This window comes from Burkholderia sp. MSMB1498 (assembly GCF_001526245.1).
Classification (GTDB): Bacteria; Pseudomonadota; Gammaproteobacteria; order Burkholderiales; family Burkholderiaceae; genus Burkholderia; species Burkholderia savannae.
The window spans coordinates 231,632-247,975 of the sequence record NZ_LOYJ01000101.1 but is presented as its reverse complement, the minus strand read 5'-3'; the positions used below and the strand labels follow the sequence as shown (position 1 = coordinate 247,975).

The 16,344-nt window shown below is 63.2% G+C and carries 14 protein-coding genes and 1 pseudogene; 6 read left to right on the top strand and 9 right to left on the bottom strand.

The genetic code is table 11. The annotated features are described in order from the left end of the window. Positions 1 to 3: 3 nt before the first annotated feature. From WS91_RS22640 to WS91_RS22630, 3 genes are all read left to right on the top strand, one after another. A complete protein-coding gene (locus tag WS91_RS22640) occupies positions 4 to 756 on the top strand; it encodes a TylF/MycF/NovP-related O-methyltransferase (protein WP_231752064.1) in 753 nt (250 codons plus the stop codon). A 175-nt stretch (positions 757 to 931) separates the two neighbouring features. Then, positions 932 to 1,624: a class I SAM-dependent methyltransferase gene (locus WS91_RS22635; RefSeq protein ID WP_059645613.1), complete on the top strand. Its 693-nt coding sequence runs from the start codon at positions 932 to 934 to the stop codon at positions 1,622 to 1,624. Positions 1,625 to 2,010: 386 nt separating this feature from the next. Then, positions 2,011 to 2,634, top strand: a complete 624-nt coding sequence (locus tag WS91_RS22630; protein ID WP_038752262.1) for a LysE family translocator — start codon at positions 2,011 to 2,013, stop codon at positions 2,632 to 2,634. Positions 2,635 to 2,875: 241 nt separating this feature from the next. Here WS91_RS22630 and WS91_RS22625 read toward each other — a convergent pair whose 3' ends face one another. Next, on the bottom strand, positions 2,876 to 4,537 hold the full coding sequence (locus tag WS91_RS22625) for an acid phosphatase (protein ID WP_038752259.1): 1,662 nt from the start codon (positions 4,535 to 4,537) through the stop codon (positions 2,876 to 2,878). Between the two features lie 970 nt (positions 4,538 to 5,507). Here WS91_RS22625 and WS91_RS22615 point away from each other — a divergent pair. Further along, positions 5,508 to 6,329: an alpha/beta fold hydrolase gene (locus WS91_RS22615; protein WP_059671054.1), complete on the top strand. Its 822-nt coding sequence runs from the start codon at positions 5,508 to 5,510 to the stop codon at positions 6,327 to 6,329. Positions 6,330 to 6,401: 72 nt separating this feature from the next. On the opposite strand, the gene WS91_RS22610 is transcribed toward WS91_RS22615, so the two are convergent. Further along, positions 6,402 to 8,207: a methyl-accepting chemotaxis protein gene (locus WS91_RS22610; protein ID WP_038752253.1), complete on the bottom strand. Its 1,806-nt coding sequence runs from the start codon at positions 8,205 to 8,207 to the stop codon at positions 6,402 to 6,404. Here WS91_RS22610 and WS91_RS36180 point away from each other — a divergent pair. After that, entirely contained in the window at positions 8,206 to 8,943 is a 738-nt protein-coding gene (locus WS91_RS36180) for a hypothetical protein (protein WP_156432439.1), read from the top strand. The two genes, WS91_RS22610 and WS91_RS36180, sit on opposite strands and share 2 nt — an antisense overlap. 220 nt (positions 8,944 to 9,163) lie before the next feature. Here the strand turns inward: WS91_RS36180 and WS91_RS22600 are convergent, their stop codons facing one another. After that, positions 9,164 to 10,828 (bottom strand): BBE domain-containing protein, encoded by a 1,665-nt coding sequence (locus WS91_RS22600; protein WP_059578149.1) that lies wholly within the window; start codon positions 10,826 to 10,828, stop codon positions 9,164 to 9,166. A gap of 184 nt (positions 10,829 to 11,012) precedes the next feature. After that, on the bottom strand, positions 11,013 to 11,657 hold the full coding sequence (locus tag WS91_RS22595; RefSeq protein ID WP_059578021.1) for a lytic polysaccharide monooxygenase auxiliary activity family 9 protein: 645 nt from the start codon (positions 11,655 to 11,657) through the stop codon (positions 11,013 to 11,015). A 487-nt stretch (positions 11,658 to 12,144) separates the two neighbouring features. On the opposite strand from WS91_RS22595, the pseudogene WS91_RS34205 reads away from it, so the two are divergent. Further along, positions 12,145 to 12,489 (top strand): annotated as a pseudogene (locus tag WS91_RS34205) (tyrosine-type recombinase/integrase); the annotation flags it as partial. A gap of 209 nt (positions 12,490 to 12,698) precedes the next feature. Here the strand turns inward: WS91_RS34205 and WS91_RS34200 are convergent. From WS91_RS34200 to WS91_RS22575, 5 genes are all read right to left on the bottom strand, one after another. Beyond that, positions 12,699 to 13,169 carry a DUF4411 family protein gene (locus WS91_RS34200; RefSeq protein ID WP_080471747.1) on the bottom strand — a complete coding sequence of 157 codons (471 nt, stop codon included), beginning with the start codon at positions 13,167 to 13,169 and terminating at the stop codon, positions 12,699 to 12,701. Next, positions 13,166 to 14,347 (bottom strand): XRE family transcriptional regulator, encoded by a 1,182-nt coding sequence (locus tag WS91_RS34195; RefSeq protein ID WP_082758290.1) that lies wholly within the window; start codon positions 14,345 to 14,347, stop codon positions 13,166 to 13,168. Before WS91_RS34195 ends, WS91_RS34200 begins: the two co-directional genes overlap by 4 nt. 135 nt (positions 14,348 to 14,482) lie before the next feature. Then, a complete protein-coding gene (locus WS91_RS22585) occupies positions 14,483 to 14,770 on the bottom strand; it encodes a type II toxin-antitoxin system RelE/ParE family toxin (protein WP_059671052.1) in 288 nt (95 codons plus the stop codon). Next, positions 14,767 to 15,231, bottom strand: coding sequence for a type II toxin-antitoxin system RelB family antitoxin (relB, locus tag WS91_RS22580; protein WP_059671051.1), 465 nt, complete (start codon positions 15,229 to 15,231; stop codon positions 14,767 to 14,769). Before relB ends, WS91_RS22585 begins: the two co-directional genes overlap by 4 nt. 150 nt (positions 15,232 to 15,381) lie before the next feature. Beyond that, the gene (locus WS91_RS22575; RefSeq protein WP_059671050.1) at positions 15,382 to 16,143 is read right to left on the bottom strand and encodes an NYN domain-containing protein; all 762 of its coding nucleotides are present in this window, start codon (positions 16,141 to 16,143) and stop codon (positions 15,382 to 15,384) included. Between the last annotated feature and the right edge of the window lie 201 nt (positions 16,144 to 16,344).

Sequence of the window (16,344 nt, the reverse complement as noted above, 5' to 3'; positions counted from 1 at the left end):
GCCATGATCAACAAGACCTCGCCGAACTTCCTGAACGTACTTCGCGCGGAGCGAAGAGATCTGCTCGAGCGAATGCGTCAGACGCGCTTCGAAACGTTGAAAGACGGCTACAGTCACGCACAGATCATCCCGTTCGCGACGTATGCGCCGTGGCTCGACGACGCCGGTTTCACCGACGTTTACGCACTCGCGAAATCGTCGACTCTCGTCGACGTATACCGCTGCTACGAGCTGTATCGACTCGCGCAGCAGTGCGCGCGGCTCGCAGGCGAGGCGATCGAAATCGGCGTATGGCGAGGTGGAACGGCGGCCGTGATTGCGCGTGCGCTACCCGAAAAGACGCTGCATCTTTTCGACACGTTCAGTGGCGTGGCGAAATGCGACGCCGAATACGACACGCTTTATTCCGGAGGCGAGCATTCGGACGCCGACGAGCATACGGTAGTTCGCCTGCTCGAGACGATCGGCGCCAACTGCCGCATTCATCGTGGAATCTTTCCCGACGACACGCTTGCCGCAATGCCGGATCGCGTGTGTTTCGCGCACATCGATGTCGATTCATACCGGTCGGTTCTCGACTCGTTCAATGCACTCTGGCCTCGCGTCGAATCACGCGGCATCGTCGTGTTCGACGACTACGGTACGTTCGGTTGCGAAGGCGCCACGCTCGCCGTCAACGAGATCGTCGCAAGTCATCGAGACGGGCTTTTCGTCCACAACCTGAACGGACACGCATTGTTCATCAAGCAGCCGTAAGTTGATGCGCCGCCTGGACGCGACGCGACATCGGAATGTCGAACGGTGACGACGAGATTGCCGCGATTCGCACGATGCGGCGGCTCGCCGTGCGCTCATGGCAACTCGTTGGACGCTCACTGCCGGACACCGTGCCGTGCATCGCTGCGAGACAAGAGGATTGGGAAAGGTCGACATGAAAAAACCTGCGCATTATCAAACGCTCGAGTACGAGCGCATCATGGTGCTGATGCGCGCTTTCCAACATGCAAGCAGCCGGCCGCTGCGCGTGCTCGACTATGGTTGCGGACTCGGTAAATTTCTCGACGGCTTCGCGGCGCTGGGGCTCGACGTGACGGGTGTCGACACGAATCCCGATTACGTCGCGCGAGCGCGCGCGAAGGGCTACGCCGCATACGAACCCGATGCTTTCCTTGCCTCGCAGCAACAACCGTTCGACGTCATTTTCCTGAGCCATGTGATCGAGCACGTGTCGCCGGACGGCCTCGTCACGCTTGTGCCGCGGCTCTGCGCATTCATGCACGACGCGAGCCGCATGATCCTCGTCAGCCCGACGCCCGGCGAGCGCTTCTATCACGACTTCTCGCACGTTCGCCCCTATCTGCCGCAGAGCATCCGGCACGCGTTCGGCACGACCGGCATGCCGATATCGTTCGGCGAAGCGGGGCTGCTCGAGATGGTCGACGTCTATTTTTTCAAAGATCCGTATCGGACGCGCCTGTGGCGGTCGTTTTATACCGGGCACCCGCTCAAGCGGGCCCTGACGCGGGGATACAACCGGCTGCTCGACATCGCGTGGCGCGCATCCGGAGGCCGTGTCGGCGTGATTGCATCGTGGCTCGGCGTGTATGTGCTGCGCAGCCGCTGACGCGCGCTCCCACGGTAACGACACGCCTTTGGCTTCAACGACGCAGCGATCGGGCCCGCGATGAACCGCTTGGTGGCGAGCGGTGTCGGCATCGACCACCGGATCACACGGGGGCACGAGCCGGGCGCGGCGAGCCGCTCAGCAGCGCCAGCGCCCATCCCGCGGGTGCGAAGCTCCGGCCCCAAGCGGGCTTGCGCGCACGACCATGAATTGCACGCGTCGGCGCGGTTCGCTCGGCGTGCGCCGTCTCATGCCCGACACTTGCGGGCCGAGTCGCGCCGGACACACTTCGCGGGCGCGCACCTTGACAATCCGCCCGCCCCCATGGATCACTGAGGCCTTTCGACTCGAATCGCGCAATCGCGCAATCGCGAACGGAGATCACCATGTCCTTCGAAACCTGGCTCGCATTCGCCGGTGCCAGCATCGTGCTTCTGATGATCCCCGGCCCCACGATCCTGCTCGTGATCGGCGATTCGCTCGCGAATCGCAATCGTTCGTCGTGGAGCACCGTCGCAGGCGTCGCGGCCGGCGACACCACCGCGATGACGATCTCCCTCGCGGGCGCGGGCGCGCTGCTCGCGATGTCGGCGGCCGCGTTCACCGCGCTCAAGCTCGTCGGCGGCGGCTATCTGATCTATCTCGGCATTCGCTCGATCCTGCATGCACGCCGCGTCGGCGCGATGGAAGTGAGCGTCGAGCGACGCTCGGCGAAGCGGCGCTTCCTGTCCGCGTGGGCCGTCACCGCGCTGAATCCGAAGAGCATCGTGTTTTTCGTCGCGTTCGTTCCGCAGTTCATTTCGCCGCACGAAACGTTCGCTCGGCAGTGCGCGATCCTGCTGCCGACCTTCGTCTGTCTCGCTGCGCTCAATGCCGCCTGCTATGCGCGCATCGCGCGCTTCGCCGCCGCGCGGCTGACGGGGGCCGCCGCGCAGCGGCGCTTCGGCTACGGCGGCGGCGCCGCGCTGATCGGTGCGGGCGCGCTGACGCTCGGGATGTCGCAGAGCTAACCGCGCGTGTGCGCCCGCGCCTCGCCCAGGAAGGGCGTGCGCCGCGCATTCGAAGCGAGCAGGCAGCCTTGCCTCGAAGGCACGCGCGCCGCCGAAGCCTGCCGCGCGAACGCCGCGACGGTCTCGCTCGCCCGCGCCGCCGGCCACACGTTCAATGCCGGCCCAAGGGCTCGCCCGATCCCGGCTCAAGGGCGCGCCCGATCGCCGAGCCTGCCGCTCGCGACGGCATGGCGGCCGATCGTCAGCCGAGATCGAGCGTCGCGGTGAGGTCGCCCGGCGGCTGCGCGCCGCGCGCCGCGAACGCGCGCTCGCGCGCGAGCACGCCGTCGAGCGGCGCAAGCCCGTGCACGCGCGAGATGAAGCGCAGGATCGAGTTCGTGTCGTACAGCGTGTGATCGACGTAGCCCTTCTTCGCGAACGGCGAGATCACCATCGCCGGAATCCGCGAGCCCGGCCCCCAGCGGTCGCCCTTCGGCGGCGACACCGGGTCCCACCATCCGCCGTTCTCGTCGACCGTCAGGATCACGACCGTGTGCGCCCATTGCGGGCCGCGCATGATGCGCTCGATCACCGCCGCGATGTGCCGATCGCCCGACTCGACGTCCGCATAGCCCGCGTGCATGTTCAGGTTGCCTTGCGGCTTGTAGAACGTGACGGACGGCAAGCGGCCGGCGTCGATGTCGGCGATCAGATGGTTCGTCGACGGATCGTCGCCGAGGCCCGCGTCGCGCAGATGGCGGCGCCGCGCGTCGGTACCCGGCGCGTAGTTCGCGAAGTAGTTGAATGGCTGGTGGTGGTACTGGAAGTCCGGCACCGAGCCCGTGTCGCGATGCTCGAGCGCGAATTGCCACGCGCCGCCGTACCATGCCCAGTCGATGCCCTTCTCCGACAGGCGATCGCCGATCGTCGCGTAATGCTGCGGCGGCAGCACGCGCGGGTTCGACGGGTCCGCATACGCCTGGTTGCCGTCGACGGGCGGCCGCACGCTGCTCGGTTGATACGGCGGCGCCATCGTGTTGACCGCGTAGCCGTCGGGCGTGAAGAGGCCGTCGTTCTCGAATTTCGGCGGGCCGTCGAGCGCCGACGCGGGTGAATCCGCCGCGAGCTTCAGGCGCGCGCCCGTCGGATCGTCGCCTTCGACGACGGACACCAAGTGCTTCGCCGGGCTCTTGTTCACGTCCGGATAGAGCGGCGCTTGCGCTGAGATCAGGAAAACGTGATTGAGCCACGAGCCGCCGAACGCGGCCATGAAGAAGTTGTCGCAGAGCGTGTATTGGCGCGCGAGATTCCAAAGCCGCAAGGTTTCGGCCGAATTGCGGTAATGCCCCATCACGAGGCCGCCCGAATCGGCCCATGCAGCGAACTGATCGTTGCGGCCGCCGTTGATCTGCATCTGGTTCTGATAGAAGCGATGCCACAAGTCGCGCGTGATGACGCCGTTCGGCAGCGGCTTGCCCTGCGCGTCGGGAATCACGAACGGCGCGTTCGGCAGGCCCGTGATGTCGCGCTCGCCGATCATGTAGCGCTTGCCGTCGACGACCTGCGCCTGCGGCACGAGGCCGCCCCAGATCTTGGGCAGCGCCGGCAGCGGCGTCTTGCCGTCGCGATCGAGCTGCGCGTAGCGCTCGGGCGACACCGCGCCGAGCGGCTGCCGAACGCCGGGAAAATCGCCGAACAGGTTCGCGAAGCTGCGATTCTCGGCGTAGATCACGACGACGTTGCGCACCTCGTTGCGCAACGCGGCGTCGAGCCGCAAATCGGCGGCCGAGCGCGGCGCGCTCGACACGGTCGATTCGCAGCCGCCAAGCGCGACGCTCGCGCCGAGCGCGGCGATGCCGCCGAGCACGCGGCGGCGATCGGGGTCCTCGGGAAGGTCGGTCGACGGGGAATGCTTGTCAGTCACTTCTGCTCCTCGGTCTTCTGGTTGGTCGTACGGTCCGTCGCGCGCGTCGGCGCGTCGGCGCGTCGGGCGGGCAGCGTCGAATTGCCGCTGCCGCGGCTGGACGCGTTTCGCGCGTGCGCGGCTGCGCGCCGCCGCGGCCTGAGCGACACGCGGCCGCCGGCACGGCCGGCAACCTGCATTCAGGCCGGCAAAGCACGTGCAATCAGGGCGAAACGCCCCGTCGCGCGCACTGTCACGAAAACGTCACGATCGCGACTATAGCGCGACGGCCTCGCCGAACCCTGCTTGATCGATGCATGTACGAGACGAAACATGAAACATTCGCACGCAAGGCCGCCATGCGGAGCCGCTGACTAGCGAGCGGCGGCGGCCTTGCCACGATGCATGCCGCCGCCGTAACACGCGAACGCCGCAGCACGCCGCCCTCATGCGACGCGAAGCCATGGGCGGGAAACGGATGCGGCGGCGGCGATAATGAAAACGCGCCATGCGCGGCGCCCGCCGTCGAGAGACGGCGGGCCCGCAGCCGGCGAGGAAGCCGAGGGCGCAACGCCGCGACACGCACACGCAGCCCATCCGCGCGATGCCGCCGGCCACGCATGACGCGCGACGCACCGACGCTTTCGCCAACGACGCCCATGCCGCAACGCGCGCCGCATCCCGCGTATTCGGCTGCCCTTGCTCGAGCATTCGCGGAAATTCGTCAGTCGGCGTCGATTTCGACGCAGCGCCGGATTCGAAACGCGTGCCGGACGCGCCCATTCGAAATCGAGCGCTTCATTCAGCCCGAAAGCGTTTGGTCAGATTGCGTTCGCCACGCAGCCGAGATAAGGTGACGCGGCAATTCAAGCGCCCCGCATTCGAAAACGGCGGACGGAGATCGTCGCCACCGTCGCTTCGACACATGCCACGCCCCCGCGCTTTCGCTCGACTTCCTTCAACCGATTCACTGACAACCGAACCTATCGACATGCCTTTCGTCACCATCGATGGCCAGCCTCTGCACTATCAGATCAGGGGTTCCGGCGCGCCCGTCCTGTTCGGACACAGCTACCTGTGGGATTCGTCGATGTGGGAGCCGCAGCTCGAAGCGCTCTCGAAGTCCCACCAGGTCATCGCGCCGGACCTGTGGGGGCACGGCCGGTCCGGCCCGCTGCCCGCCGGCACGAACGACCTCGGCGATCTTGCAACGCACATGTGCGCGCTCCTCGATCACCTCGGCATCAAGACCTGCTCGATCGTGGGGCTGTCGGTGGGCGGCATGTGGGCGGTGCCGCTCGCGCATCGCGCGCCGCAGCGCGTCGATCGGCTCGTGCTGATGGACACCTACGTCGGCGTGGAGCCGGACGCGACGCGCAACAAGTATTTCCAGATGCTCGCGGCCATCGATGCGCAAGGCACGATTCCCGAGCCGCTGCTCGACGCGATCGTGCCGATCTTCTTCCGTCCCGGCATCGATCTCGCGAGCGAACTGCCCGCGGGCTTCCGGCGCGCGCTTCAGGCGTTCACGACGGAGCGGCTGCGCGACTCGGTGATTCCGCTCGGCAAGATCACGTTCGGCCGCGAGGACGCGCGCGAGAAGCTCGCCGCGCTGCCGGCGGACCGCACGCTCGTGATGTGCGGCGCGAACGACGTCGCGCGGCCGCCCGCGGAAGCCGATGAAATCGCGACGCTCATCGGCTGCGAAAAAGTGTTCGTGCCGAATGCCGGGCACATCTCGAATCTCGAGAATCCGGCATTCGTGACGCGAACGCTGCTCGACTGGTTCGGCCGCGACGGCGGCCGAACGTGACGGGCGGCATTCTCCGACGGCCGCGCGCGCCCGTGCGCAAAGGAGGCGGCAACGCGTCCCGCGCAACGACGATCATGCGACCTTGAACCGCCCGACCGCCTCGGCGAGCTCGACCGCCTGCGTCTGCAGCGCCGACGCCGCCGCGGCCGACTGCTCGACGAGCGCCGCGTTCTGCTGAACCATCTCGTCGAGCTGCGCGACCGCGCGGTTCACCTCCTGGATGCCGCGCGTCTGCTCGTCGGCGGCGTTCGAAATCTCGCGCATGATCGTCGTCACGTTCGAGACCGTGCCGACGATGTCGTTCATCGTCTGCCCCGCCTGCTGAACGAGCGTCGCGCCCGTCGACACGCTCGACACGCTCGAATCGATCAGCGCCTTGATCTCCTTCGCCGCCTGCGCGCTACGCTGCGCGAGCGAACGCACCTCGCCCGCGACCACCGCGAAGCCGCGCCCTTCCTCGCCCGCCCGCGCCGCCTCGACGGCCGCGTTCAGCGCAAGGATGTTGGTCTGGAACGCGATGCCGTCGATCACGCCGATGATGTCGCTGATCTTGCCGGACGCGCCCTCGATCTCCTGCATCGTCGACACGACGTCGGACACGACCGAGCCGCCGCGCGACGCGACGCTCGCCGCGTTCGTCGCGATGTCGTTGGCCTGGCGCGCGGCGCCCGCCGATTGCGTGACCGTCGACGTGATCTCCTCGATCGACGCGGCCGTCTGTTCGAGGCTCGCCGCGGCCGATTCCGTGCGGCGCGACAGATCATGGTTGCCCGATGCGATTTCGCCCGCCGCGTGCCGCACCGATTCGCTCGCGTCGCGGATCACGCGCATCACGTCCTGCAGCTTGCCGACGAACGCGTTGAACGAGCGGGCGATCTGCGCGACTTCGTCACGCCCGGCGTCGGGCAGGCGCTGCGTCAGGTCGCCCGTGCCGGAGCCGATCGACTCCATCGCGTCGCGAATGCGCGCGAGCCCCTTGAACGCGACGCCCGTGATGGCGCCCACGATCAGCGCCGCGACGACGACGAGCGCGACGAGCGTGCCGATCGACACGAGCAGCAGCGAATGCATGCCGGCCATCGCATCGGACTTGTCGAGCGCGACGACGGTCAGCCAGTCGGTGCCCGGCACGGCGCGCGCGCGCATCAGCTTCGCGGCGCCGGCGACGTGCGCCTCGATCGGCGCGGCGTTGTCGTCGGCCGACGACGCGGCGAGCGCGTCGACGCTCAAGTCGTCCGTCAGATCGGTGACGGGCTTGAGCGTGAGCTTCGGATCGGAATGCGCGACGATGTGGCCGCCGCGGTCCACGAGCATGCCGAAGCTCTCGGGCGTCGGATGGATCGCCTTGACGTTCGCGATCACGCTGTCCATCGCGACGTCGCCGGACACGACGCCCTTCAGCGCGCCGTCGCGCACGATCGGCGCGGCGAACGCAACGACGAGCTTGCCCGTCCCGACGTCGACATAAGGCGGCGTGACGACAGGCTTGCCCGCCTGCACGGCCTGCTTGTACCACGGGCGGCCGGTCGGATCGTAGTCGGCCGGAATGCCGGATGCGTCCGAGAATTTCGCGGTTTTGTCCGCGTAGCCGACGTAGACGTTGGTGAATCCGCCCGCCGCGGCGATCTGCTTGAGCGCCGGGATCGGATCGGGCGCGAGCGCGGCGTCTTCGACCGATACGATCATCTGCGTCTTCGACGCGACCCAATCGGCGATGCCGGCCTCGTGGCCGGTCAGCACCGCGCTGAGGTTCTGGCTGATGGACTCGCGGTTGTAGCGATTGGCGACGAAATAATTGAGCGCCGTATTGATGACGAGCGCGCCGATGACGATGGCAAGGCACGCGACGAGAATGCGGGACCGGATCGAGGAGAGCATGAGGAGCGACGTGGGATGTGCGAACTCATGGGTTAACGGCCAAGAAAACGCTCGACTTAACCCGAATGGTGTGAAGAGTCAGGGTTTTCTCCCTAGGGTTTATACGGAATGCGCGGGCATTTTTTATCTGCGTCAACGCCATGTTTCGATCAACAAAAAAGTGATCGAATCAGCCGACGAACATGGCGATGCCGCGCGAATCGACGACCTGCGGGAAATGGATCTTCGTCCGCGCGACGCGCCGTTCCGGTTCGATCGCTTTCGAAGCGAAGGAAACGCTGAATCGCGGCCGCGCGTACTCGCGCGGCCGCGCACGATCGCAGCGCACGCGCGCCGCCCGCACCATTGCCCGACCATTCATGTCGCGGCCGCCCTCCCGCGAATGTCAGCGTTTTTGCTGTTCGTCTTCCGCGTGCAAGAGCTGTTTCTTGAATTTGCCGACCGTCGCATGATCGTGGCCGTAGCTCACGACGCGATAGACGGCGCGCGCGACGTTGCCGCCGCCCACGTTGCAGATGATCGTTCCGTTTGCGCTCTTCAACCCCGGCGCATGTTGACCGATCCAATCGTGATTTTCGATGGTCGTCTCGATTCGGCAGTCGTCCGGAATGTTTATTCCGATCTTCGACAAAAAGTCGCGCGGATGGGACAGATATTCGAGATATTCGTCAGGCGTGCATTCCCAAAAATGAACATGGAACGGTTCGTCGCGAATGATTTCGGAGCGTGCGGATAAATCCACGATTTTTGTCGGCATCTTGATCTCCCGATGCGGCGTCGATGCGCCGGCTTTACAGTGACAAACGAATTCGCACGCGAAACGCAAAGGCGGCCCCGGGCGAATTCGTCCCCTATGCTTTCGTGTTCGAGAATCTCATTCGACTGCACATCTCGCGATCGGTCGGCAGCGCGCTGCCGGACACGATCGCAATCCGCCTGCCTCGGCCATCGCGCGCTCAGCCCGGCGGCGGCGCCAGCGGAATCGACATCTCATGCCTGAACATATTCGACGGATCGACCGCGCGCTTCGTCGCGATCAGCGATGCGGCCTTGTCGCCGTAGTACAGCTCGAGCCACCTCGGATCGATCTGCGCCGGATCGCTGTCGAGATATTTCATGTCGATGTCCGGATAATTGATGTAGCAGCCTTCGTAGCGCCCGCTCGCGTCGCGGTACGGCTTGCCGCCCTGATCCGCATGCACCGCGGCGAACAGATCGTGCAGCCATTCGACGTGGAACGCGTCGTCGGCGGGATTCGTCCAGTAAGTTTGGTACTGCGACTTCAACAGCGATCGCCGCTGGCACACCGACGTCGGATTCGCGCTTTCGTCGTTCACGTTGACGCAGCCGCCGTACGAATCGATCTGCACGAGCGTCTGGTTCAGGCGCGGCTCGTCCGCGGTATTCAGATATCGCCAAAACGCATCGATCTCGGTGTCGCCGAAATTGCCGATCTGATACGCCGACTTGTACTTCCCGCGCCGGTTCGCCCCCGATCCGTTGATCGTCTGCGTCAGGTACAGCCAATCCATCTTCAACGCGTTTTGAACCGCGTGCGTCAGACGCAGCCCGGCGAGCGGATGCCCGAGCGACGGCAGATTCGGCGCGACGAACCGATCCCAGATGACCGGCATCCGGCCGGCGGCCGCATTCATCGTGTCGACGAAATCGACGAAGGGCGCATCGGCCGGGCCGCCGACCGTTCCGTTCTTTCCCGTGTACTGGATCGCGAGCACGATCGGCCCGGTCGAGCGATGCTGCAGCTTCAGGAGCGTGAACAGCCCGCCGTTCGCGAGCGCCGGATCGCCGGCGTTCCAGTTGGCGTCGTTGCGGCTGAACCAGTCCCAGTAGGTCTGAATGAAACGGCCGAAGCTCGCTTGCGTGAAATGCGACCAGTCATACGCGAGCGACAGCCAATAGGCGGTGCGCGGCGCGTCGGGCAGCGCCCGGAAGTAGTAATTCAGGATGATGCCGAAATTGCCGCCGCCGCCGCCGCGGCACGCGATGAAGAGCGCACGGTCCGCCGGATCGGCGCTGCCGAGATGCACGTGCTTCGCGTCGAGCGCGCCGCCGCCGGATGCGGGCGTCAGGATGTCGACGCCCGCCAGCCAGTCGACTGTCAGCCCGTGCATCCGCGAAAGCAGGCCGTATCCGCCGCCGACGATGTGACCGCCCGCGCCGACCGAATAGCACGAGCCGCCGGGCAGCGTCTTGCCGGCGGACTTGTACAGGCCGACATAGCCGTTCCAATTCTGACTGCCCGCGGCCACACGAACCGAGTAGCGCGCCGAGCCGGCGACATCGAACGGCGACGCAATCTGCCCCTGCGGATCGAAATCGAAGCCCGACATCAAGCCGATATCGACGATGGCGAGCTGCCGGCCGTTGTCGCTCGGCAGCCGGTTCGCGACGAAGCCTTCGTAACAGTGCCCGCCGCTGCGCACCGTGATCCGGCAACCTCTCGCGAGCGCGTCGCGCGACGCCGCGATCACGTCATCCGGCGTGCGACAGACGTAGATCGCCGCCGCGCCGGCTTCCGCCGTCGGCGGCCAGCGCAGGTTGAATCCCTTTTGGAGAGTCGCATGACGAGGATCTGCGCCGTCGACGAGCACATAGGACATCTGAACCTCCGGCGAGCGTGTCGGATGCTTCGAAACCGAATGGACGGCCATCGAGCGATCCACGCGCGATCGCCGATGCAAGCGCGTGCAAGATGGCCATCGGATGGTCTCGAATCCGATGGCCGCGATGCTTGATGCGAGCAGTCGATCGCAGCTGCGCATCAGCTCGGACGGGCGAGCGGATTCACGCGAAATTCAAGTCGATCACCTGATAGAAAGCGTTCGCGGTATCGGCAACGTCCCAGGCCGCGAGCAGCACGTGATAGCCCGTGCGAGTCGGCAGATTGAGTTCGTGAACCGTGTCGCCGCTGGGAATCAGTTCCCGGTCCGCGTCCGGCCCCCAGTACGGCTGATACGTGTTCAGATAGATCTTGAGCGGCTCGGACTCGAATTGCGCGCGCGTGAGCCGCGCACTGGCGTCCCATCCCGGCTTGGTGATCCAGTACGTCCAGCGCCGCGTCTTGTGCGGCATCGAATACGACCACGTGATTTGCAACGACTGGCCCGACCGCACTGCGTGCTTGCGCCAGTGCGCGACGGAATCGGGCTCGTCGAGTTGCGCGCGGGCATCCACCGTGCGCCCGCCGCTTGCGATTTCGCCGTCGCGCGGCGGCACGCCGTTGGCGACGTCGTCCGGCGCGTCCGGATCTCTCAGACCGCCCTGGGTCGCAGGAAAGAACTTGCCGCCTTCCAGTTCGTTGACTTGCCCGAAATCGAGTTTTCCTGCTTCGTAAAGAAACACGGCGCGCGATTCGGGCGTGATGACGCGACCGTGCCTCGGTGCAATTGACGAAGACTTCGTTGCGCTTCTCGAACCGATAGTGCTCATTTCGCCTCCTTTGCTGCAAACATGCCGGACATCGGCAAGACCAACGTTGGAAGCTATTCGCGATGCCAATGGAATTTATGCTAGGACCTTAATTCGGCGAACGCCAATATATTTTCCTTAAAGCGATTCGATTTGTATTTTTCATTAAATCGATTAAACGACGATCGGTTTTTTATTTGATCGATAATTGATTTTTCGATTGTTGATCGGGCGGATGGAGAGACATGGTGATTACATGAATTTCATGGAAATTGAGAAATCAGAAATGTTCCGCTGGGTTCCGCGCTCCGCGGCCGCGCGAGGATTGTCGCGAACCGGGGAAAGGGGTCGTGAGAATGGGTCATTGTCTGCATGGACAACGACGGGCCGTTCGCGGAACGGCCCCACGCGCCGGCCGTCGATCAGGGCCGGGTCACGTAGACGCTCTACGATCGGCTCACGGGCACTAGCATCAGCGCGCTCCTCGTCGGTCAGACTGGCTGACTCGTCGAAGCGGCGGAGCCCCGTGCACATCGAACTCGCGTTCGTTTACCGCGGTTCAGTGATCGGTTAGCCGGGTACAACGTCATCGCGGAAGGCACTGAAGCGGGCGGGGGTTGGCGATTTCCACTGGCACGACCTGCGGCACACCTGGGCGAGCTAGCACGTGCAGCGCGGCACGCCGTTGCAGGTGCTCAGGGAACTCGGCGGCTGGGGAACGTCGGAGATGGTGCAGCGCTACGCGCACCTGTCGGCCGATCGTCTCGCGCGTTGGGTGGCACCGCATACCTCGGTCGCGGAAGTGATCCAGTTGCCGCCGGCGGTGCAGGAAAACATGCGAAGGGCCGGATAACAGGTGTACTTTAGCTACACTCGGTAAAAACGACGGTGGGGGAAAATCGCTGAGAGCCTTATCTGGCTTGGCGCGCCCGGCTGGGATCGAACCAGCAACCCCTGCCTTCGGAGAGCAGCGGTTGTGTCAACTTTTGGTGACACTACTCGAAGCAGTCAAGCAACCGTTCAGAGCATTCAGCTTCCTCTAGTCGCCGTTAAGGAATCCATCTATCCACCAAGCCTAAAGTCAATTGCCCTCAATACATCGATAAGCTGAACGCATTCAAGCCCTCGCGCCTCACAGACGTTTGGAATTTTCGGAGCAGCATCTTTCTTTGCCATCGTCTCGTATGTCACAACAACGAGACCATGCGCTTCCGCAAAAGCAACGACAGCCGGATCAGCGCCCGATTTTGTGGAATTCACTTTCATAAACCCCGGATGGTCATTGACTACTTTTTTTAACACCTCGATTACATTTCTATCAGGGTCTCGAAACATCTCGTTGGCTTCGCCACCAGCCCAATCATGGAGGTCGTCCTTTTGCTTCTCCAACTCATGGAGGACATCGATAGGAGCGACAATGTCCCCCGCCTCACAAAGCTCGGTTAGTTTCTGCCAAATAGGCGCAAACAAGTCTGGGGGGTACAAACGTACCCAAGGCTCGATCAGGGCACTAGTATCAAAGCACCATCTCACGCAATAACCTCACCCCGAAGTGCATTCTTGATTTTTGGGAGGTGGTCAAGCTTGGTGTTCAGGATGCGAGAAAGCTCAGACCCCGTAATTGCGCTTGAAGCATAAGCGTTAACTGCCAGTCGCGTTAGATATCTGCCGTTACTAAGAAGCACTAGCCGATACTGCGGCACCTGTCCACTACCCTCCTCACGTCGTGCCTCATACTCTGCGACGAAGCGCGAACGCATTTGTTGGTAGTGCTCCTTTGACGTCTTTCCAATGTCAAGTAAGCGCCTCAGCGTGGCCTCACGACTGGCCCAAAATCTACGACTTATTACTCGTAGCTGATCATTTCCCCATGTAGTTGTGCGGCTAGCTTGCTGAATTTCATTAAGCGCCAACAACTCGGCCCGAGGAACGAGAGCGTTACCAGCAACACGATTGCAGTAGATTTCGACTTCTTCGCGCAGCGGCTCGCGCTGAACGTCTTCAACAATATCGCAAAGACTACTTTCAGCACGAGCCAAGTGAGTAAGCTCGTGGAGCAATGTAAATATGCGGCCTAACGGACTATCAGCACTGTTCAAAATGATGACCGGCAGAGGGAAGATTGCAAGGGAACACCCACGCATCTCCTTTATCGGCACCCTGCTCAATTGAACAACCATTACGCCCAGAGACTCGATCGCCGAACGCCAACCGTTCAAAGCTTCGTAGTGGTCCGTCCATCTCGCTCGTGTCGCCATTGTGATGCCAAGCCGCTCTACCAACACCGCGGCGGCCGCCTCCGGCTGCATATTCCGCGCGATTGATAAATTCCAAGCAGGTGGCTCGTCTTCGAGCTGCGCCAAGATATCCAACGCAGCCTCGCGTTTCGCTTCAGCCTCGCGAATGCCGTTCGCCAGTGCCGGAGTCATAAACTCGATCGCGCTAACCTCAAGCTGACGGTAGTCAACTGGACGATGCGGAACCCTCGGGCGTTCGTTAAGAAAGAAGACTCCTATCGAGCGCTTATAGACGTTAGCCAACGTCCTCAATTGAGAGAGTGTTGGAACACGTTCCCCACTTTCCCATTCCGTCAAACGCTCTGTTGACTGACCAATTTTTTGCGCAGCAGTATCCACGCCCATGCGCGACTGTTCGCGCGCCCAGACGAGCAGGTCAGGATTTAGAAGTCCACTGAGATCGGGGCCAGCCATAGTGAAGAAAAGGATAGCAGATTCGGGACGACACCAGCGTCTGAACCCCAGAGAACAACTTTCTGGCTCAGGAAGAAATCGCGCTCATGCTGCAGTTGGCGGCAAACCTGGGGGGGCCTTCCCGCGCTTGCAGAACTACCGGCCTTTCGGGTAACGCTGCCGAGCACCGAGTATGCGCACGATATCGACCACCCCCGCCTTCTTCCTGACGCGGTAGACGAGCAGATAGTTAGGCGTCAGCACCATCTCGCGCGTTCCGCCCACCCGTCCCGCCCGGTAGAGCTCCGGATGCTCGAGTAACGCGTCGGTCAAGCGCTCGATTCGATCGTCCAGTTCGAGCGCGGCGGCCGGGTTATCGGCCGCGATGAAATCGAACAGATTGCTGCGGTCCTCCCGCGCGAGCGCACGCCATTCGACGATCAAGCCTTATCCCCGGCCCGCGCCAGCCGTTTGCGCAGCGCGACCTTCCTCGCGGCCATTTCCCGCTGCACCTGCTCGTGCGGAACACTGGGGCGCGGATCATCGAGCGACGCCTGTACTTGCTCATGCAACCAGCGATCATAAGCCGCGGCTTCGTGGGCGTGCCGCATCCGTTCGGCTGCATCGACGCGGGCGCGCACCGGTTTGGCGGCCGCATCGTAACTGGTCGCGTCAACCTGAAAGCGCGCGATCCCGAGGCGACGCAAAAACGCAACCAACGTGTCGAGTTTTGGCCAGATGCGGACGTGACCGCGCCGCACCGCCAACACGCGCTCCGTCATCCCGTACTGAATCACGACGCCCCAGCCGCCAGCTTGGGCGATCACGTTGGCGCCGCGCACGCTGTTCGCCTGCACGAGCTGTTCGAGGGTGTGCTGATCAATCATATCGAGCGCGTGTGCCATGGCGGGGCCTCCCGGTTGCCAGTCATCTAGTATTAATTCTACCAAATATCTAGTATTTGGTCGCCGCACACTAACTACGCGGCGCGATGACTGGACATAACGCCTCTTGTGCTGCCGCGCCGACTGGTCAGTCAAGCACAAACGTGCTGGCTACGCGTCAGTCACTTCTTTGCTTGCGTTCGCGAGCTGCACGCTCTCGCCTCTCGCTAGCCGCTGCACCTGCGGGCAGGTGGAACGCAAACCGTCGATGTGCTCTTGTAGGTTCGGGGGGATGCGCTGCCACATCGGATCGAGGATGAAGTCGATACCCTCGCGCCTCGCTTGTTTTGCGGCTGGCACAAAGTCCGCGTCTCCGGCTACAAGCACAATCTGATCAACCTGCTTTTTGAACGCCAACGAAGAAACGTCGACGCCGATTCGCATATCAACGCCCTTCTGGCGCACGTCGACCACAACGTCATCAGGCGTAATTTCCGCCGACTGCATCTTGCCTTTCAGCAAATCGGCGATCTTGTCCGGTTTGATCGTCCAGCGAGCATCCATCGACAGATGCCCCAAGCGGAGCGCAACTTTCCGCATCTCGCGCAACCGAGCATGCAGCTCCAACCGAAAGGACGCCTCCGCCGTTTTACCAAAATCAATCGCCCGATGGTCAATCGGGTTGTGCATCTTCTTGGTAAGCGGCGGACAGTCGTAGAAGAAAATTCGGTACAGCTCTCGCCGCTCTGGCTGGCGGCCGCCCTGCTGATCCTGAATACCACCGTTGCGGCGGGACATTTTAGGAGACAGATGAGCGCATGCCCATCGGTGCGCACACTCCGCCGCCCTCAGCGCATCGTGTGCGTTTTGGGGCTCGATGGCACGAAATCGCTTAATGAAAAAGGCCCCGTCGATCAAGATTGCTGTAGGCATTTATGCCCCTTATGATTTTTCTCGCTCAAAAAGCAAAAAGCCCTAGGGTTCGGCGCGTCGCTGGATGAGGTGCGACGGCTTACTGCCAAGGGCTCGATAGCAAAATGTTAACACTTACAACTTTCAGTTGCAAGGCGTAGCCCTGGTCGACTACGCGGCGTACTTTCGCCAACCCATCTTCGAATCGCAAATCGCTTGCGA